This is a genomic window from Anabaena sp. 4-3, from assembly GCF_001597745.1.
In the GTDB taxonomy this organism is placed as follows: Bacteria; Cyanobacteriota; Cyanobacteriia; order Cyanobacteriales; family Nostocaceae; genus Trichormus.
On record NZ_LUHJ01000047.1, the window covers coordinates 9,598 to 29,142 of the forward strand.

General features: G+C 41.8%; 21 protein-coding genes. 8 read left to right on the forward strand and 13 right to left on the reverse strand.

Annotated features, from left to right (window positions below; all coding sequences use genetic code 11):
* Positions 1-27: 27 nt before the first annotated feature.
* Positions 28-918, forward strand: coding sequence for an indole-3-glycerol phosphate synthase TrpC (gene trpC / locus A3775_RS12230; protein WP_066425164.1), 891 nt, complete (start codon positions 28-30; stop codon positions 916-918).
* A gap of 249 nt (positions 919-1,167) precedes the next feature.
* Entirely contained in the window at positions 1,168-1,416 is a 249-nt protein-coding gene (locus A3775_RS12235) for a DUF5340 domain-containing protein (RefSeq protein ID WP_066382929.1), read from the forward strand.
* A gap of 335 nt (positions 1,417-1,751) precedes the next feature.
* On the opposite strand, the gene A3775_RS12240 is transcribed toward A3775_RS12235, so the two are convergent.
* The 7 genes from A3775_RS12240 to A3775_RS12265 form a co-directional block, all read right to left on the reverse strand.
* The gene (locus A3775_RS12240; RefSeq protein WP_066382963.1) at positions 1,752-1,979 is read right to left on the reverse strand and encodes a DUF2949 domain-containing protein; all 228 of its coding nucleotides are present in this window, start codon (positions 1,977-1,979) and stop codon (positions 1,752-1,754) included.
* 513 nt (positions 1,980-2,492) lie between these two features.
* Positions 2,493-3,014, reverse strand: coding sequence for a DUF192 domain-containing protein (locus A3775_RS12245; RefSeq protein WP_066382930.1), 522 nt, complete (start codon positions 3,012-3,014; stop codon positions 2,493-2,495).
* A gap of 291 nt (positions 3,015-3,305) precedes the next feature.
* Positions 3,306-3,992, reverse strand: coding sequence for a response regulator transcription factor NblR (nblR, locus tag A3775_RS12250; RefSeq protein ID WP_066382931.1), 687 nt, complete (start codon positions 3,990-3,992; stop codon positions 3,306-3,308).
* 96 nt (positions 3,993-4,088) lie between these two features.
* Positions 4,089-5,006 (reverse strand): NAD(+) kinase, encoded by a 918-nt coding sequence (locus A3775_RS12255; RefSeq protein WP_066382933.1) that lies wholly within the window; start codon positions 5,004-5,006, stop codon positions 4,089-4,091.
* 184 nt (positions 5,007-5,190) lie between these two features.
* A complete protein-coding gene (locus tag A3775_RS12260; RefSeq protein WP_066382935.1) occupies positions 5,191-6,177 on the reverse strand; it encodes an SDR family oxidoreductase in 987 nt (328 codons plus the stop codon).
* A gap of 79 nt (positions 6,178-6,256) precedes the next feature.
* Positions 6,257-6,394 (reverse strand): hypothetical protein, encoded by a 138-nt coding sequence (locus tag A3775_RS24230; protein ID WP_156481623.1) that lies wholly within the window; start codon positions 6,392-6,394, stop codon positions 6,257-6,259.
* 130 nt (positions 6,395-6,524) lie between these two features.
* A complete protein-coding gene (locus tag A3775_RS12265; RefSeq protein WP_066382940.1) occupies positions 6,525-6,629 on the reverse strand; it encodes a PetM family cytochrome b6-f complex subunit 7 in 105 nt (34 codons plus the stop codon).
* Between the two features lie 267 nt (positions 6,630-6,896).
* Here A3775_RS12265 and pdxA point away from each other — a divergent pair, with 267 nt between their 5' ends.
* Positions 6,897-8,003, forward strand: coding sequence for a 4-hydroxythreonine-4-phosphate dehydrogenase PdxA (pdxA, locus tag A3775_RS12270; protein ID WP_082803739.1), 1,107 nt, complete (start codon positions 6,897-6,899; stop codon positions 8,001-8,003).
* Positions 8,004-8,298: 295 nt separating this feature from the next.
* Here the strand turns inward: pdxA and A3775_RS12275 are convergent, their stop codons facing one another.
* The gene (locus A3775_RS12275; RefSeq protein WP_066382944.1) at positions 8,299-9,018 is read right to left on the reverse strand and encodes a response regulator transcription factor; all 720 of its coding nucleotides are present in this window, start codon (positions 9,016-9,018) and stop codon (positions 8,299-8,301) included.
* Between the two features lie 718 nt (positions 9,019-9,736).
* On the opposite strand from A3775_RS12275, the gene A3775_RS12280 reads away from it, so the two are divergent.
* Positions 9,737-10,192 (forward strand): rhodanese-like domain-containing protein, encoded by a 456-nt coding sequence (locus A3775_RS12280; protein ID WP_066382946.1) that lies wholly within the window; start codon positions 9,737-9,739, stop codon positions 10,190-10,192.
* A gap of 189 nt (positions 10,193-10,381) precedes the next feature.
* Here A3775_RS12280 and A3775_RS12285 read toward each other — a convergent pair whose 3' ends face one another.
* The 4 genes from A3775_RS12285 to trpB all read right to left on the reverse strand — a co-directional run bounded on the left by A3775_RS12285 (position 10,382) and on the right by trpB (position 14,096).
* On the reverse strand, positions 10,382-11,011 hold the full coding sequence (locus tag A3775_RS12285) for a ribonuclease D (RefSeq protein ID WP_066382948.1): 630 nt from the start codon (positions 11,009-11,011) through the stop codon (positions 10,382-10,384).
* A gap of 87 nt (positions 11,012-11,098) precedes the next feature.
* Entirely contained in the window at positions 11,099-11,644 is a 546-nt protein-coding gene (locus A3775_RS12290; RefSeq protein WP_066382950.1) for a CAP domain-containing protein, read from the reverse strand.
* Between the two features lie 210 nt (positions 11,645-11,854).
* Positions 11,855-12,583: a CAP domain-containing protein gene (locus A3775_RS12295; RefSeq protein ID WP_066382953.1), complete on the reverse strand. Its 729-nt coding sequence runs from the start codon at positions 12,581-12,583 to the stop codon at positions 11,855-11,857.
* Positions 12,584-12,854: 271 nt separating this feature from the next.
* Positions 12,855-14,096, reverse strand: a complete 1,242-nt coding sequence (trpB, locus tag A3775_RS12300; protein ID WP_066425270.1) for a tryptophan synthase subunit beta — start codon at positions 14,094-14,096, stop codon at positions 12,855-12,857.
* 173 nt (positions 14,097-14,269) lie between these two features.
* Here trpB and A3775_RS12305 point away from each other — a divergent pair, with 173 nt between their 5' ends.
* Positions 14,270-14,617: a translation initiation factor gene (locus tag A3775_RS12305; RefSeq protein WP_066382955.1), complete on the forward strand. Its 348-nt coding sequence runs from the start codon at positions 14,270-14,272 to the stop codon at positions 14,615-14,617.
* Positions 14,618-14,721: 104 nt separating this feature from the next.
* Positions 14,722-14,880 carry a YqaE/Pmp3 family membrane protein gene (locus A3775_RS23575; RefSeq protein WP_082803730.1) on the forward strand — a complete coding sequence of 53 codons (159 nt, stop codon included), beginning with the start codon at positions 14,722-14,724 and terminating at the stop codon, positions 14,878-14,880.
* A gap of 168 nt (positions 14,881-15,048) precedes the next feature.
* On the opposite strand, the gene A3775_RS12310 is transcribed toward A3775_RS23575, so the two are convergent.
* Entirely contained in the window at positions 15,049-15,864 is an 816-nt protein-coding gene (locus A3775_RS12310) for a fasciclin domain-containing protein (protein ID WP_066382957.1), read from the reverse strand.
* A 732-nt stretch (positions 15,865-16,596) separates the two neighbouring features.
* Here A3775_RS12310 and A3775_RS12315 point away from each other — a divergent pair.
* Together A3775_RS12315 and A3775_RS12320 are read left to right on the forward strand one after the other, a co-directional pair.
* A complete protein-coding gene (locus A3775_RS12315) occupies positions 16,597-17,388 on the forward strand; it encodes a glutathione S-transferase family protein (protein WP_066382959.1) in 792 nt (263 codons plus the stop codon).
* A 199-nt stretch (positions 17,389-17,587) separates the two neighbouring features.
* The gene (locus A3775_RS12320; protein ID WP_066425166.1) at positions 17,588-19,327 is read left to right on the forward strand and encodes an ATP-binding protein; all 1,740 of its coding nucleotides are present in this window, start codon (positions 17,588-17,590) and stop codon (positions 19,325-19,327) included.
* Positions 19,328-19,545 lie beyond the last annotated feature (218 nt).

The window sequence follows — 19,545 nt, forward strand, 5'->3', positions numbered from 1 at the left end:
CAGTCCCCATTCCCCATTCTGAAAATTATGCAAATTCGTCGTCGTCAACCAAGTCCACCTGTAAATGTTGCCTGGTTGCGTTATCAAGTTGTTTTAGATGACTCGCAACCCCAGAATATCCTAGAGGAAATTGTCTGGCATAAGGAAATAGAAATTGAGCAAATGCGCGAAAAAGTGCCTTTGCGAGAGTTACAAAAGCAAGCACTCACCGCACCCCCAACTCGTGATTTTGTCGCCGCTTTACGACAAGGGAGAACTAAACCAGCTTTGATTGCGGAAGTGAAGAAAGCTTCCCCCAGTAAAGGTGTATTTCGGGAAGATTTTGACCCTGTAGCGATCGCCCTATCTTACCAACAAGGTGGCGCAAGTTGTCTTTCGGTTTTAACGGATGTTAAATTTTTTCAAGGTGGTTTTGATAACCTAGCTAAAGTCCGTGCTACCGTAGACTTACCGCTACTATGTAAGGATTTTGTGATTTACCCTTATCAAATGTACCTAGCTCGTGTCAAAGGTGCAGATGCGGTGTTATTAATTGCTGCTATTCTCAGCGATCAAGATTTACAATACTGTGTCAAGATTGCCAAGGCTTTGAATATGGCAGCATTGATTGAAGTCCACAATTTGGCAGAACTTGACCGGGTATTGGCTTTAGATGGTGTAACTTTAGTAGGCATCAATAACCGCAATTTAGAAGATTTTTCTGTGGATTTGCAAACAACTTGCCAACTGTTAGAGGCTAGGAGTAGCCAATTACAGGAAAGAAATATTCTAGTTGTGAGTGAGTCGGGATTACATACGCCAGATGATTTAAGTGTTGTATCCCAAGCTGGTGCATCTGCCGTGTTAATTGGTGAATCTTTGGTAAAACAACCAGATCCAGAAATTGCGATCGCCCGCCTATTTTCCCAATCACCTTGACAACCTTAGTTATTAGTCATTAGTCATTAGTTATTAGTCATTAGTCATTAGTCATTAGTCATTAGTTTCTCTCCTTTGCCCCCTGCTCCCTGCCCCCTGCCCCCTGCCCCTGCTACTTTCCGCAATAGCAACAGTACGTACTGCTACATTGATTATCTAAATTTAAGTTAAATATTTATTTAATGTGTCAAAATTGGCTGGACAGTTAATAAACAGTTACCATTCAAAAATTACCAACTTGATAACTACATGGAGCAACTTCCCCTACCATCACCCATCCACTACGAACTGATACTGCAACTATTAGAAAGACAAACCATGTCAGCAGCCAGTAACAACCCAGAACTGCGACATCAAGTCAATCAACTAATTATTACCCTCCGTAAAGCCGCAGCCCAACAAAAACAATTAGAAGAAACTTGTCAAGCTTCCTCCGTACCTGTAGAACACCGTTGGTCAATCAATCATCATAATCAGCCAATTGGCAGATCGGATTAATTGGTTAATACTTATTAGTCAACCTCAGAGATTATTCATAAAGTAAACCTTAAATTGTAGGGGGCGTTAAAGCAGCGCATAACGCACCGTGTTTATTGGTGCGTTACGGCTAATTCCTACTCTCTCAAACGTGAAAATCCTTTCATCGCCGTAACACATCCTACTTAATATTTACTTGATAAATAGCCTCTCAGCACTGAAAGAAAAGAGCGAGTTAACTAATTAACTCGCTCTTTTCTTAAATTTATAATGCAAGGAGTCTTTATCTGTCAGCCCTGGCACAAGACAGAGTAAATGTGACATACTCTGATTCTCCTGTATGAATAACCCATACTCTACGCTGCATCCATCCAATCGTAAATTTGCTCTAACTGTTCTAAAGTAATCAAACCGTACTGCCAAAGAATCATGGGTAAAGGGCCTGGGTCTTGTTCCCGATGGCGTAAAGCTACCGCCAGTGAAGCTGCGGAAATAGACAAATCTTCCCTGAGAAAATTAATTAGTCTTGAATAGGTTGATGGTGACATTTGCAACTCACCTCCTGGCTGAGTATGTATTGTCATGTCTTGGTTTCCCATTGCTATGTAACCTGCAACTATTACTTCACCCGTGAATATACGATGACCGGAAAAAAACCTCTGAAAATTCTTTTATTAGCCTGAAAAAGATGCTTTTAGCCAGAAAAATAGAATTAATCTAGCATATTCTAGCTGTAAAAGCATTTGTCTGCTGAATTCTCAAGCTGCAAGTTACTCTCTGGCAATGGGCTTGAACTTTTTTACTGTCATGAGCTATCTAGAATGAGCTATCTAGTCACACATTTAGTAATCAAGTTTCCATAGCTAATACTGCCTTATGAGCGACTAATTACACTTATGCCAAAAGGAAGATTTTTAGCAACCAGTTTTATTAGGATGAAATTTTACCTGAGAAACAACATATTTGGTTATTTTTGACATGATATTCAATAGTAACCTCAGAATTCAATAGTTTACGTACATTTGATATTTTTTTTACACAAACCTCATGAATTCAAAATTCCTTTAGCCTTACTCCATCAGTGATACAAAGATTGATTACTGCAAGGCTCCGGTGTTTAAAAACTGAATGTTGATCCGATCTCCTGTTTTGAGATTTAATTCCGCAGCTCGTCCTGAGCGCAGTTCGATCACTTGATCGATGGGTACGTTAGGGCCATAAGTAGGACAAGGCTCACTTGTGCAAGGAGGTGCGGAAGCTTGAATATACTTGACTACTCCATTGTGTAAAAACACCATATCGAGAGCTACAGGTACATTCTTCATCCAAAACTGCACAGGTTGTGCTGTAGGAAACTGAAAGAGCATTCCCCGATTGTCTGGTAGGGCAGGACGATACATCAAGCCCATTTCTTGCTGTTCACGTGTCGCCGCTACTTCTAACTCAATCTCTGTACCATTGGGAACTGTTGCTTTTGCAGAAATTGGTAGTATTTGTCCAGATGGTAATTGTGTTAGAGCATTAGAAGTGTTTGTGGGCGGTTTAGCGGTTGTCTGCATTGAACATCCCATCAGTAAGATACTCAGCAGCAGGGGCATTAAACTTAACCAACGCATCATCGAATTCGTCTTGTAATAATTGGGATTTCGATTTTACCGAAATTTCTGCAAAATGGCTTTTGGCTGTTGAGGGAATGGGGATTGGGAACAATCCTCAATATTTTTCGCGGTAATTACGTAAATGGTATACTATTCGGTGTTAGATTAAGAGAGGACTAAATTACTCTGGTGCGGACGCTACGCGTAGCTTGCTTCCCCGGAGTGGCTCAATACATACAAATAATGCTTCCACCCTCTAAAGGATGGAAGTATTTAATGAATTTGTAATTTTTACTACTTAGTTTTGAGATGCTATGATTCTCTGAGTACGTAACCTACGCCGCGCACTGTTTGAATTAGCCGTTTTTGACCTTCGTCTTCTATTTTTAAGCGTAAGTAGCGAATGTACACCTCTATAACATTAGATTCACCCATGAAGTCGTAACCCCAAACATTTTCCAGAATTTGTTCACGGGTTAATACTTCACGGGGATGTTCCATTAAGAACTTTAAGAGTTCAAATTCTTTCATGGTTAAGTCAATGATTCGCCCGTTGTAAACCGCACGGCGGTTGGCTATGTCTAAAACCAGTTCTCCAAAGCGTAACTGTTCTGTTGTATCAACTTCTGGTTTCAGGTAGAGGCGAATCAGTTTTAAAAAGTCTTCGGAACGATAAGGTTTGAGGATATAATCATCTGCCCCTGCTTCTAGACAAGCTACCCGATCATCAACTGCATCCCTAGCCATGAGTACCAAGACAGGCGATCGCATCCCAGCACTTCTAAGATTTCTGCACAATGACAGTCCTGATTCACCGGAAAGCATTCGGTCTAAAACTACTAAAGCAGGTTGGCGATCGCGATAGTATTGTAAACCACTCGCCGCATCATTAGCCAACACAGGCTCATAGCCAGCTTCTTGCAAATCACAGGAAATCTGATTGGCTAGGCTATCATCGGTTTCGATGACCAAAACACAGGCACTGTGAGCAGGTGTCATAACTATTGGGGACTGGGGATTGGGGACTGGGGAAGGAAAGGCAGGGGGCAGAGGAGAGAAACTAATGACTAATGACTAATAACTAATGACTAATGACTAAGGTAATTCTACAGAAGTTGGTTTAGCGATGTGTGGCAAACCCCAACCTAATTTTTCCCTTAAAATGCGGAAAAATTCGGGTGGTTGTAGGCGGATGAATTTGACACTGTAAGGCGATCGCTCTAAATATACCCTATCCTCTGGGAAAACGTAGCAACCACCATTACCATCCACTACCATGACTAACCGAGGAATATTCACTGGATAAATATTCACTGGTTCCGTATCTGGAAATACCAAAGCCCTAGAAGCCAAAGAGTGGGGGCAAATAGGTACTAATTGTAATACAGGTACACCTGGGGTAATGACAGGGCCACCGGCACTTAAAGAATAAGCTGTAGAACCAGTAGGTGTAGAAACAATTATACCATCAGCCGCAATATCGACTGGTGCATGGCGACCTACAGCAATTTCAAAATGGCACATCGAGGTTAAAGGCTCTCGATGTAAGACCATTTCATTTAAGCATAGGGCTTCCCAAAGCACCGACTCGCCTCGCCGCACTTGCACACTCAGCATGGCGCGTTCTTCAATTTCATATTCACCCGCGATCGCCTGTTCTATGGCTTGGGGCAATTGATTCAGATAAGCTTCTGTTAAAAACCCCATGTGTCCGGTATTCACTGCTAATAGTGGAATACCGCAAGGGGCAACCTGACGCGAAGCTGCTAAAACAGTACCATCCCCCCCTAGAACCACGGCAAACTGCATTTCTGAGTCAAATCCAGGGGGTGTCAAACCATCAATAGGGGTGTGACATACAGGGCTTTCGGGATTAGAGTAGCCCAATATGCCACCGATACTTGATGTAATACATACATCCCAACCGGCTGCGGTTAGCTTGTCTTTCAGTTCGATAGCCGTGCGTGTGGCTATCGGTTTAACGTCATTGTAGATAATGCCTGCTTTCGGCACACTCAAATATCCAAGTATAGTAGGCTATGCTTTTACTTATGTCATCCTGACACATTTTGGATCACGAGTCATTAGTCAAAAGTCAAAAGACTAAAATTGTGGGCTTTTTCAATTGTGGAAAGTAGGAATTGGGGGAGCTTTCAAAGCAGGGGAGAAAAACTCATGACTAATGACTAACAACTAATCACTGCTGACTATTGACTTTTTTAAAGGGAGTCTTTTTCGATTTCTGCTTTTTGGTTTTTTCGTAATCTAATTCCTTGAGCTTTCTCATGATGCGGCTGAAATACTCTTGTAAATAGCCTTCTAAAGTCGTTGTCTGTGATTGTTCTAAGCCAAATACTGTATATACCTCATCCATTGGCGCATTCAGAGGTTTACCACTAGCTAAGACTTCTGTAAATGCTAGTCTATCTGCCACATTCCATCCCCACTGAAAGAATCGGGCAATTTGGCGCACAGTACGCAGCAGGTTAATCGGCATGCGTCGGACTTTTGCTTCTTTCCCAGATAAACGCTCACATAAGCTGGTAATTTCTTCTGCACTCCAAGCACGAGTTCCCACCACCGGGAACGTTTGTTTTTCGGTGGCTGGTACACTTAATGCACCCACAGCAAACTTGGCAATGTCTTGAGTATCCATGTAGGCGATAGGTGAAGATGTACCAGTCACCCAAACTGGTTGTCCTTCTAAAATGGGTATGCCATATTGACCGATTAAACCTTGCATGAACCCAGCCAAGCGTAAAATTGTGTAGTTTAATCCAGACTCGATTAAAAATGCTTCAGTACACCGCTTAATCTCCATCAGTGGCACTTCTGGGTACTTGTCAGCATCAATAATAGAAAAGAATATAAAACGCTCTACACCAGCAGCTTGAGCCGCTTGAATTAAAGCTACCTTCCCTTGCCAATCTACTTGTTTGATTGTCAGGGAATCTGTAGCACGAGAGGTAGCCGCATCAATTACGGCTGTGACACCTTCTAACGCGCCTGTGAGGCTTTCAGGATAACATAAATCTCCTTTGACGAGTTCCGCACCCCATTCTTTGAGAAAAGCAGCTTTTTTAACACTGCGGACAAGACAGCGCACTTTATAACCCTCATCGATTGCACGACGAGCCACTTGTCTTCCCAAAGTGCCGGTAGCACCAACTATTAATAATGTCATGAGGTTTGTAATATTTATTAAACTTTTATGAGAAAAATCTTAACAGAATTATATTCTGTAAACAAAAGTTTACGTCTTTTTAATTGATTTGTTGAATATTTCGGGGATAGCCAAAAATTAAATTCTGCAATTTCTGCGTGTGAATACGGCTATCAGGTGTTTTTTTTCCTGCTTCCCCTGCTTCCCCTCTTCCCCCTGCGCCAGAAACGTCACCCACAGCGATTGATTATCTTTTGATTTGGAAGTCTCTGGGGAGTAGTGGAAACAGCGTTGTCCGGTTGGCGGACACGCTATTTTTTTAGAGAGAGTCGAGTTTATTGTCTCTCGCCGAAGGTTCTGGAAAGGGATTATTCTTCTGAACCTTGAATTTTCAGCAATAAAGCACCCAAAGCCCAACCTACGAAGATTAGACTAAAAGGTAACAGAGCTGCATTCAACATTTCGCCGCTCATTGATTTGGTTCTCCTTTGTGAATGGTGGACTGTAGATGTTTTTCAGTTGTTTCACCAGACTAGACTCGATGGCTCAAATCTAATCTGTGCTAATCCTACGACCGAGGCAACCTCAGATCAACAATGTCTACCAGAAGCTCTGCAACGCTAACTGTAGGATTAGCCTCGTGTAAATAATTCTAAACCAGTTTGATGGTTAATTAAGATAGGAGATTGGGGAATAGGGAATAGGCAATGGGGCATTGTGAGACTTTTATGGGTACAAATATGTATCAACTTGATCAACATCAGCCAGTTAATTTACATCAACAACACTGTCCTCGTTTAGCGATTACTTTGGGTGATCCAGCCGGAATTGGCCCGGAAGTGATTTTAAAAGCTTTGGCAGATCCAACGGTAACTCAAAAATGTGATGTTTCTGTGGTAGGTAATCAAGATTTGTTGCTACAGACTTATCACAGACTGACTCAGACTGAGAATTTAGCACCTTTGGTAAATCCTGACGAGTTGAAAATTGTTGATGTCCCTTGTGATTGGGAGAAAGGGGAAATTGTCATCGGCTTTGGGAATGCTGCTAGTGGTGCGGCGAGTTTTGCTTATATGGAAGATGCGATCGCTCAAACTCTCGCAGGGAAATTTGATGCTATTGTTACCGCCCCCATAGCTAAATCTGCGTGGAAATCCGCAGGGTATCATTACCCAGGACAAACAGAATTGTTAGCCGAAAAGGCTGGGGTTGACCGCTTTGGAATGTTATTTGTGGCGCGATCGCCTTACACTGGTTGGACAATGCGCGCTTTATTAGCTACCACACATATTCCCCTGTGTCAAGTAGCCAAAACACTGACACCGGAGTTATTAACAAAAAAATTAGATTTGTTGGTGGAGTGTTTAGAGCAAGATTTTGGGATAACTCATGGCAGAATTGCGATCGCCGGTTTAAATCCCCACAGTGGCGAACAAGGACAACTAGGAACAGAAGAACAGGATTGGTTAATTGCTTGGTTAGAATCCGAACGGCAAAAACGCCCGAATTTCCAGCTAGAAGGGCCGATTCCACCAGATACAATGTGGGTTAAACCCGGTCAAGCTTGGTATGGTCATTCTCAGGTGCAAAATCCCGCCGATGCTTATTTAGCACTGTATCACGACCAAGGTTTAATTCCCGTCAAGTTAATGGCGTTTGACCGTGCTGTTAATACTTCGATTGGTTTACCTTTTGTTCGCACTTCCCCCGATCACGGAACGGCGTTTGATATTGCAGGTAAGGGAATTGCTGATGCTACCAGTATGAAAGCAGCAATCGAGTTAGCGGCGGAGTTGGTGAGTCAAAGGTTAACTATTCAGAAATATGAGAAACCTGTTGAGCATTAGCTCTGTACTTTTCCCAAGTCTTCTACCTTCAGGGAAAATATCCGATAAATTAAAATCCACAGAGCTGTTCTTTGAGACTTGAGTAGACACCATCTTCCCTGATGTTGTTGGTATTACACCCCAAAACTAACACCAATCAACACACACAAGCCTCAGTAAAATTCTTGATCACTAACCTGATCAGTTATTTGCAAATTGATTGCAACTATCAAGCACATATTTGCATTTGCTGTACAGCAATCAGCTTGATATTTATTGCATTGCCATGAGTAAATGTGATTTAACTTGTGTATATCTAAACTGTAGTTGGCTCAGGGATTTCAAACTTGTAACCGTACCCACGAACAGTTTTAATAAATTCCGGTACACTGGTATCTGCTTCTAGTTTCTTACGTAGCTGACCGATGTGTACGTCAACTACCCGTCCATCTCCCACATAGTCACAACCCCAAATCTTTTGAATTAGTTGGGGACGACTCCAAGCTTGACCAGGATGACTTGCCAAAAAGTGGAGAATATTAAATTCCAAAGCTGTTAAATTCAAGGGTTTATCGTTCAGTGTCACCTCTCGTCCATCTGGGTTAATAGCTAAGTTTTTAAAGATTAGGCGTTGTGATGGAGATGGTTTAATAGAGCGGATGCGCCTTAAGAGAGCTTGGACTCTCAATTCAACTTCAGCTAGACTAAACGGTTTAGTTATAAAGTCATCAGCACCAGCCGCCATAATTCTGATCTTGTCAGCTTCTTCTGTCCTGCTAGTCAGTATCATCACCAACACATTGTTCCGACTTTGCATTTCTTGGCAAAGTTGATAGCCACTGGTATCTGGGAGATTCCAATCCAGAATTACTAAAGCTGGGTCGAATTCTTCAAATAACGACAGCGCAGTTTTACCATCTGCTGCTGACTCTATTTGATATTTCCGGCTTAAAAAGCGATATATCAGGTTACGCACACCAAAATCGTCATCTACGACCAGAATTTTAGGATTTGAAGAAGCAGAAAGCATCACCATAACTTGATAGCCTGTTGTTAATTTGCCAATTGATTGTGGTCTGTAAAGCTCCCCTGAAAAAAGCTACTCTGAATGTATCTGTGCTACACGCGCTTTCGTTTGGTAGTGTTTATTTCTTTGTACTTCAGAGATGGCGTATACTTACAGCAACTTATCGCCGTATATTGCCGTTGTTTTACTGATCTATATTTAATTTTCCATTAAATTTCTGAAAAGTCCAGTTATGATACTGCATACCAAAGGCATAACTTTAGTAGAAGGTTGGTATATTTTGATCGTTGCTGCCAAAATTAAGAATCTTGAAGCTGGAAATATATCCTAGAATCTCAGTGTATTCTCCGGTTTGTCAATCATCTTTTAAGTAGAAATTACTAGCTAAAAAAATCAAGCTCCAAAACAATTTGAGATACAACATCTACCATATTTTTCTCTGAACTACCCAAAGTAAAAAGTTCCTCTGGTTAGTCTTGTAGGGTGCGTCAGATTGTTTAAATGCTATCAAACTGTCTTCCTTGCTCGGAACATCCTTTGAGAATCCCCTTGATTTTTAATCAGGGGAGTACGTCAACAATAGGTCAACAATAGGTGAAAAATATACTCAAATGCTAATCTACCCCAAGAAATAATTTGCAGCTTTTCATCCCACAGCCAGAGAAATTAAATCAAGTTAATTAGCTAAATTGCTGTTATATAGCAGTAAGAAAGCAATAATCAAGTTATGGATAGCAATCGACTAGGTGGTATTATTCCTCCCCAACCACCAATTGAAGCCCAATCTGATGTTTATGCACTTAAGTCTCGTTTAGAATGGGGTGAACCTGCCTTTACTATCTTAGATGTACGCGATCGCCCCATATATAATGATGGTCATATTATGGGTGCAATGCCCATGCCAATGGATGAATTGGTAGACAGAGCCGTACCATCTTTAGATAAAAACCGTGATATCTATGTTTACGGTGCGACTGAAGAACAAACCGCCGCCGCCGTTAATATGCTGCGTTCGGCTGGCTTTGATCATGTTTCAGAACTCAAAGGTGGTTTAGCTGCATGGAAGGCAATTGGCGGCCCCACAGAAGGCATCATTGAATCTAAAACCCCAGCCGGTGCGGATGATTATAATGTAGTCTCTCGACTTCAAGACTATTCAGAGACTCAGCACAAAGATGTATAAGGTTTTGGTCAATAGCCAGTAGTCAGTAGAGACGTTTCAACGGAACGTCTCTACAAGTCATAAGTTAATAATTTTGAACATTAACAAGACTTACGCAACTGGCACATTAGTAGGGTGCGTCAGATGTTGAAAATCTGTGATTTTTGACCCAATTATCGCTTCTGACGCACCCTACACGAATCTGTGAGACTAATGTTCAAATAAATCTTTGAATTGTAATAAATCCAAAGACACAATTGTTGGTAGAACTTGAAAGCATTCTTGAGCAAGTTGCCAACGTTCTTCTCGTTGCAGCATGGCGGTTAACTTTTGCTGCACGCTGAGTAAATAGCGGACATCATTGGCGGCGTAACTCAACTGCGCTTCAGATAAGTTAGTGGCGTTACCCCAATCAGAACTTTGAGCAGTTTTATCTAGTTCTACATTTTCCAATTCTTGCACCACATCCTTAAGTCCGTGACGATTGGTATAGGTACGGGCTAGCTTACTGGCAATTTTGGTGCAGAAGACTGGTTGGACATGAATACCTAGATGATAACGCAAAGCGGCCATGTCGAACCGAGCAAAGTGAAATACTTTACCGACATTTGTAGCTTCTAGCAGTTTTTTTAAATTTGGGGCTTGGGTTTGTCCTTTGAAGATGCGAATCGCAGTGACTTTACCTTCAGGATTGCATAGCTGAACTAAGCAGAGGCGATCGCGCGCTGGTAATAAACCCATTGTTTCAGTATCAACAGCGATCGCTGCCGATGCTAAATATTGGGTAAGAGCAGCATCACTCAGATCGCGATCGCTCACTTGAAAATCTTGTAATGTCATGAACCACTTAATAATATATGCAGTATCTTCTCAACAAGCTACCATCAGACACTACATTATTATTGTGCAGAACATCCACAATTCCACCTAGCGAGTCCGGAGGAAAATTTGTGTCAAGTAAACCTCACCTTGCTGATTTGTCGCCACACCAATCCCTGTGAGATTATAATTACCATGAATATTCTTTAAATGTCCAGGACTTTCGAGCCAACCAATCACAGCTTGATTGGCAGGATCACTATACCCCCGATTGAAAGCGAGATTTTCAGCCGCACTCTTATAGCGAAGGGGAATAGCATCAACTCGCCGTTCAAATCCCTGATGACTAAAAGGTGCTTTTCCTTTAGCCATGTTCTGACTGTGGATTCTGGCTTGTCGAGTAATGTTGGAATTTAAAGTTAACTTTGGCAGGTTCTTAGCTCTCCGATAGCGATTAATTTGCTCAAATACTGATTTTTCTAAAGCAGTAGTTTGAAAAGTCGCCGAGCTAGCAACCTGAGTATAACCCGGCGATGAGGGTTGATTATCAGTAGTTGTGTTTGTAGAAGTATGGCCAGGTATGGGAGGAGCCATTAATCCTCCAGCAAAGACAAGCGTACTTAAAGCGATGCCAAAAGCAGTTTGTCGGGACATGAAAAATTACTTTGTGTACATACTATAAGACCTATACTCTAAATTCTCCTTCCTAGAATATGTAACAGGATACTTTTGCAGATTCATCAATTAGAGCAGGGGAGGCAGGGGAGGCAGGGGAGGCAGGGGAGCAGGGGAGGCAGGGGAGGCAGGGGAGGCAGGGGAGCAGGGGAGAAGAACTTGTACCCAGTCCCCAATCCCCAGTCGCTTTTAAGAACGCATAAAAATTTGTGTCAGGTAAACTACCCCTCGGCCATTCACTGCAACACCAACTCCGGTGGTATTAGCATTACTTTTAATGTTAGCTAAGTGTCCTGAACTTTTCAGCCAACTTTGCACAGCGCGTGTAGCTGCATCTCTATCTTGGTTATAAGCAACATTTTCACTAGCTGATTTGTGAGCAATACCAATTGCTTTCACTCGCTGATCAAATCCCTGATGGCTAAATGGAACTTTTCCACTAGCCATGTTTTGACTATGAATTCTGGCCTGCTCATCAATGGCAGAATTACGTGATAGTGCTGGCAAGCCTATAGAAGCTCTGTATTCGTTAATTTGCTCAAAAACTGACTGTTCTATAGAAGCAGTATTAGAGTTAGATCCTCCACGGGAAGAGCCGGAATTGGATTGTTCACGGGAAGAACTGGGATTAGATTGTTCACGGGAAGAACTGGGATTGGATTGTTCACCCGGATAGTCTGAATTTGATGTTCCGGGATTATATGGTCTTTGCCGAGAAGATGGTATTGAACGATTATATGGTCTAGAACGACGGTTGTATTGTCTAGGAAAATATTGCCCAGGAAAATATTGTGCTAGATGATTTTCTATGCTTGAGGATTTTGGCTGAACAGATGCAGATGGGAGAGAAACAGCACTCGCTCCAGTGGCGAGAAGAAAACTGCCTAAAGCAAAACTGTAGAGTGTTGTTCTAATCATTTTTCAAGCCATGTAGTTGTTGCAACCATCTAACCAGACCGTTATTGATTGAACAAATTCGCTATATGGTCATATATCTTTGGTTATAGTGTTTTGTCTAGGAATATTCTCTGCTCACGTTTAAATTCATAGATTTGCAAAAAAAAGGGGCGATCGCCTAGAATCGCCCTCTCTCATTAGTCTGATTTTTCCGAAAAATTTGGGAAAATTTTGTCAATCTTGTTCTGTTCAATCTATCAGTGAGCAGCTAAACTTATGTCTCCAGATAGATTTATTCTGGGCTGAAAAATTTAGCTACAGTTTGCACATCCTTATCGCCCCGTCCAGAGCAGTTAATAATAATTCGGGGGCTACCGCTAAGTTGAGGACAGAGGGTTTCTAAGTAGGCGATCGCATGAGATGTTTCTAATGCGGGGATAATTCCTTCCAACTGAGATAATCTCTGGAATGCTGCCAAAGCTTCTGCATCCGTCACACTGTAATATTCAGCACGACCCATATCTTTCAAATAACTATGTTCCGGGCCAACACCAGGATAATCTAAACCCGCACTAATCGAGTGTGCCTCAATCACTTGTCCATCTTCATCTTGTAACAGATAACTCATTGCTCCGTGCAGTACACCAACACGTCCTTTTGTCAAGGTAGCAGCGTGTTTTTCTGTATTCACACCTTCTCCCGCAGCTTCCACCCCAATTAGTCGGACAGATGACTCATCCACAAACTCATGGAATAAACCCATAGCATTAGAACCACCACCCACACAAGCCATGAGAATATCCGGTAAACCGCCCCACTTTTCTAAAGCTTGAGCGCGAGTTTCTTGACCGATAATCGCATGAAAATCACGTACCATCATCGGGTATGGATGGGGGCCAGCTACCGAACCCAAAATATAGTGAGTGGTTTCGACATTTGTCACCCAATCCCGGATAGCCTCAGATGTGGCATCCTTGAGAGTACCAGTACCGGCAGCTACCGGACGCACTTGTGCGCCCATCAGCCGCATTCTAAACACATTTAATGCTTGGCGTTCCATATCGTGAACGCCCATATAAATCACACATTCCAACCCAAAACGAGCGCAAACTGTCGCCGTAGCTACACCATGTTGTCCAGCACCAGTTTCAGCAATAATGCGTTGCTTACCCATGCGCTTCGCCAACAACACCTGTCCGAGAGCGTTATTAATTTTGTGCGCGCCTGTGTGATTGAGGTCTTCTCGCTTTAAGTAAATTTGCGGCCCGGAACCATCTGGCCTCGCATAATGAGCAGTCAAGCGTTCCGCAAAATACAAGGGTGTAGCACGTCCTACATAGTCCTTTAGCAGTTGTTGAAGTTCTGCTTGGAAGTTGGGATCATGGCGGTATTGCTGATAAGCTGCTTCTAATTCCGCTAAAGCAGGCATTAAGGTTTCCGGGACGTACTTACCGCCAAAGCGTCCAAAGCGTCCTTGTGTATCGGGAACCGGAGAAGTAGAGGGAGAACTTGGAGAAAGGGGAGTAGTAGTCACGGAAATCATTTTAATGATGGGACAGCTTTATTATTATAGGTAAAGACTGAGGCAGAGAAAACAGACTGTTTGACTACATCTAGCCCACTGATTGGATTTGTTAATGTTAGGCTAGAAATGGATTTGCAGGCTTATGTACCATTGCCTCTCAAGTTTTTCTCGCTCAAAATTTTATGTCTTCTTCCAATTCCCATTCTTCAGACAAGCGTTACGCCTACCGCGAGTTTGGTGACGACAACTCTGCCGCCACAGCCAGACCAACTCCCGAATTACCGCCGAAACAACAAAATATCAGAATCCAAGCCACCCGCGCAGGACGCAAAGGTAAAACAGTTACTGTGATTACTGGTTTTCAAGCCAAGCCAGAAACCTTGACAGATTTAGTCAAGAAGTTAAAAACTCAGTGCGGCACTGGTGGCACAGTTAAGGATAATGAAATTGAAATTCAAGGCGATCACAAACAAAAAATTTTAGAAATTTTAACCAATCTTGGCTATAAAGCTAAAATTAGCGGCGGTTAGTGGCAAAATTACCCAGCCAAAATTCTGGAATCAAAATCATTTCTAGGGTAGTTAAAGCAAGAAATGTATTCATCTAGTTAGTAGATCCTCAAAAGGAGGTTGACATGGATTTAGTGCGAATTCTATGCGCGATTTTCTTCCCACCTCTGGGAGTGTTTTTACAAGTGGGAATAGGCAAGGATTTTTGGATTAATATCCTGTTAACGTTTTTGGGTTATATCCCCGGAATTGTTCATGCTGTGTGGGTGATTGCCAAGAAATAATGATTCACATCTAGGTTAATTTTCGCTGTCACTATTGCTGATCATGTAGGGAATAAATAATAATTTGAAAAAATCTCTCTAGACACGAATGCAATTCACGACTAGAGAGATAAAATTTGATGACTATCAAAGATTTGAGTTGCCTAGGCTATACTAACTCAATCTATCTTACAAATCAGGAGGGATAATAACTTTGTTAATGACATGGATTACGCCATTACTAGCTTTGATGTCTGCTTGTACTACCTTAGCATCATTGACATTGACACCCATTTTGGGGTCAACTTTGACATTGATGGCACCGCCTTCTACACTTTTGACTTCGCCAGATTTTAAATCAGTGGATAAGACAGTACCTGGAACAACATGATAAGTCAACAGCTTGACTAATATTTCTTTGTTCTCTGGTTTCAACAAATCTTGTACAGCGTCTTGAGGTAATTCAGCAAACGCAGCATCAGTAGGCGCAAAAACTGTTAAGTTATCTTTGCCTTGCAGAACTTCTGTCAGTCCGGCAGCTTTGATAGCTTTAGTTAACATTGTAAAAGAACTGTTAGACTCTGCCAATGCTAACAAAGTTTTGCCTTGAGTATCTGGTGTCTCAGTGGTTGGTACTTGTGTTTCAGGTGTGCTAGGTTTTACTTGTGGGGTGGTAGTAGTTGGGGTGGTGCGATTACCACGATTGTAGGGAGCTTCATTGAAAATACTGGGTCTAGGATTTAGTTTATCCCCTCCTGTATTCTGTGAAATCTGCTCTTTATGGTGGTGTTTGCTTTTTGTAGTCTCGGTGAGAGTCTCAGTCTGGCTATGTTGGCTGTTTACCTGTACACGTTGACTGCGGTTGTAGGTAGCTTCTTTGAAAATAGAGGGATGGGGATTTAATACTTCTCTTGCGCCAGATGGTGCGGTAGTCAGGAAACTTACGCCTGCAATACTAAACACACTAGCCAAAGTGGTCAATAGTTTGCTGTAATTTACCTTCATAAATTTCGTTTGTTTTGATTTTACAGCTGTTACATAAAGACTTATAACACTTTGTTACCAATAAAAGCTAACTATCCATGAGAATTTTTTACCAAAATATTATCAGTAGGATTGTGACCTGACTTGCTCACGAACTAAAATCAGAACAATGGTGTTCTCTGGGCTGTTTTTTTACCAAAAGCTTTGTCAACAACTGTATCTCATCCCCATAGAACATTGCCTTCTTCAAACTTGAGTTAATTCTTGATTTATTGGCGGATAGGAATTTGTTGACCACACTAAAATATACAACATCAATATTTGAATAAAATTAATGTTTTTAGTGGGGTTAGGCAACAAATATAGCAATCAGCTAGATACATAATGGATGAATTATTTCTGTAGTAGTCTGGGAAAATTTATATATATTTTTACAAGTATATGGATAAATAACTATATAATTTTAAGTAGATGTATACGATGTAGGAAAAACTAAAGAAAAATTTTACGGTTGCAATTGTGAGAATTTGAGTTTGTGTAGGGAGATTTATTGAAAATATTGTGTCATTTAATATTCTTATAAGTTTAAAAATTAATGAAAGCAAAAATGTGTAAACCTGCAAAAACTTACCTAAAGTTTCAGTTTTTTAACTGATAAATCTGTCTAATAATTCATGGTTTGCTCAGGAAAATTACTTGAAGTGAAGATACAATTATAGAGTTGTTCAAATAATCAGCAACCAGGAAGACAATATGTTAGAATTATACCAATGGGAACTATCTCACTACTCAGAAAAAGTGCGGTTGATTCTAGATTATAAAGGGTTAGAATACCGCAAAATTGAAGTCACACCAGGGATTGGGCAGGTAGACCTATTTCGCTTGACTGGACAGAAGCAAGTGCCAGTCTTGAAGGATGGTAACAAATATATTGCGGATTCTACAGAGATAGCTAAGTATTTAGACTTGGAGTATCCTGAGCGTCCACTAATACCAAAAGATCCAAAAAGAAAAGGTCTAACTTTAATGATGGAAGAATGGGCAGATGAATCAATAGGGATTAAAGGTAGAAAGGCGTTATTCTCTGCGATTAGTCAAGACCAAAATTTCCGCAAGTCGTTACTACCTACCTCAACACCAGATGTTTTAAAAACGCTAGTGGAAGGTGTACCTAGTGATTTTCTGACGGTTTTGGGGTTTGGTGTTGGTTATAGTCCAGATGTGATCAAATCAGCGATCGCAGATTTAAAACAAGACTTAGAAGCATTGACTCTATTATTGGCAGATAGTCCTTATTTAACTGGAGATGAACCCACCTTAGCTGATTTAGCAGTCGCAGGTTTATCTATATTGTTAAAATTCCCTGAAGGAGCGTACCTAGATTTACCAGCAACCCTCAGAGGTAAAGGTGTACCATCCATAGCTGACAACCCTGATTATGCACCGTTTTTTGAGTGGCGCGATCGCATCTATGCCCAATTCCGCAAACCTTTAATTGGTGTGCCTCCCACTGGTTCAGCACCTACTTCTATTCAGATTGAATAGATAAGAGAGTAGGGAGTAGGGGAGTAAGGGGAGTGGGGGGAGTGGGGGGAGTGGGGGAGGCAGAGGAGGCAGGGGAGGCAGGGGAGAAAAACTAATGACTAATGACTAATGACTAATGACTAATGACTAATGACTAATGACTAACGACTAATGACTAATGACTAATGACTAATGACTAATGACTAACGACTAACGACTAATGACTAACGACAATTCTCTTAAACCATTAGGTTCAGTAATCGAAGGTTCCTTGACTGGGGGTTTAGAAGTGCGATTACACCCGGATGTATCTGTTGAGGATATGCGGGTGGGTAAATTTTTAGTTGTGCAGGGGGTGCGATCGCGCTTTTTCTGTATGCTAACAGATGTCGCCCTAGGTGCAGCTAACGCCCGCATCATCGCCAACCCCCCCAGTTGGGAAGATACTTTTTTACGGGAAGTGTTAGCTGGTAGTGGAACTTATGGGATGATTAACCTGGCTCCCATGTTAATGTTCACGCCGGAATCTGATGAGTCTTTCTCATCTACAGATGGTAAATCTGTAAACCCCTTTGTGCCATCGTCTACTAATTTGGCTTCTTTCCAACCCCAAACTAGCACCACGATGGAATTACTTCCCGTGAAAACTATCCCCAGTCACTTCAGCCAAGTCTACGAAGCCAGCGTTGAAGACTTTCGCCGGGTATTTGGTTGGGAAGATGATCCTCTGCGGCGCAACTTTTCCATCGGTAAACCCTTAGATATGGATGTCCCGGTGTGTATCGATTTGAATCGGTTTGTCGAACGTAGCAATGGGGTGTTTGGTAAATCGGGTACGGGTAAATCTTTTCTGACTCGGTTACTGTTGGCGGGTGTGATTCGCAAAAAGGCCGCAGTTAACTTAATTTTTGATATGCACTCGGAATATGGTTGGGAGGCAGTAGCAGAAGGTAAAAACGTTAACACTGTTAAGGGACTGAAACAATTGTTTCCTGGGAGAGTCGAAGTTTACACCCTCGATCCTGAGTCTACTAAGCGTCGGGGTGTACGAGATTCTCAAGAACTCTACCTGAGTTATGAGCAAATCGAAGTCGAAGATATTAAATTATGTAGTCGAGATTTAGGCTTATCAGAAGCAGCTTTAGATAATGCCAACATTTTATCCAACGAGTATGGCAAATCCTGGATTGTCCAGCTGCTGAACATGACTAATGAAGAAATTGAGATGTTTTGTGATGAGAAGCGGGGACACAAAGGCTCAATTATGGCATTGCAGCGCAAGTTATTGCGTTTAGATAGTTTAAAATATATGCGGGCAGTGTGTCCCCAGAATTACATTAATAAAATTTTACAATCTTTAGAAGCTGGGAAAAATGTAGTAGTAGAATTTGGTTCGCAGTCGAATATGCTTTCGTATATGTTGGTGACTAACATGATCACCAGAAGGATTCATGAGCATTATGTGAAAAAAGCTGATAAATTCCTCCAAAGTAAAAACCCCAGCGATCGCCCCACGCCATTAATGATTACTATAGAAGAAGCCCACCGCTTCCTTGACCCAGGTGTGGTGCAAAGTACCATCTTCGGGACAATCGCCCGTGAACTGCGAAAATACTTTGTCACACTTTTGGTAGTTGATCAAAGACCCTCTGGGATAGATAATGAGGTGATGTCTCAAATCGGGACTCGCATTACTGCCTTGCTCAATGATGAAAAAGACATTGATGCCATATTTACAGGTGTATCGGGTGCTGGTGGTCTGAGGTCTGTACTAGCCAAGTTAGACTCGAAGCAACAAGCCTTAATTTTAGGTCACGCTGTCCCTATGCCTGTGGTAGTAAGAACTCGTCCCTATGATGCCACCTTCTACGAAGAAATTGGTGATCCAGCGTGGGAAGAAAAACCAGATGCAGAAGTATTCGCAGCTGCGGAACTAGCCAAAGCTGATTTAGGTTTTTAAAGGCGATTGGGGAAGCAGAGGAAGCGGAAGCGAAAGAGAAAAACTAATAACTCATGACTAATAACTAAGGACTAAGTAGTAACTTCCCTCCATCACCTGGCCTCATTAAGTTCGGTTATCTCCCTACTGCCAGGCAACAGCAGAGGGGGTTTTCGCGTCACTATAGATATAGTTAGCTTTGTCTAGGAAAATCACTTGTTTTAACAAAAAACTAATCT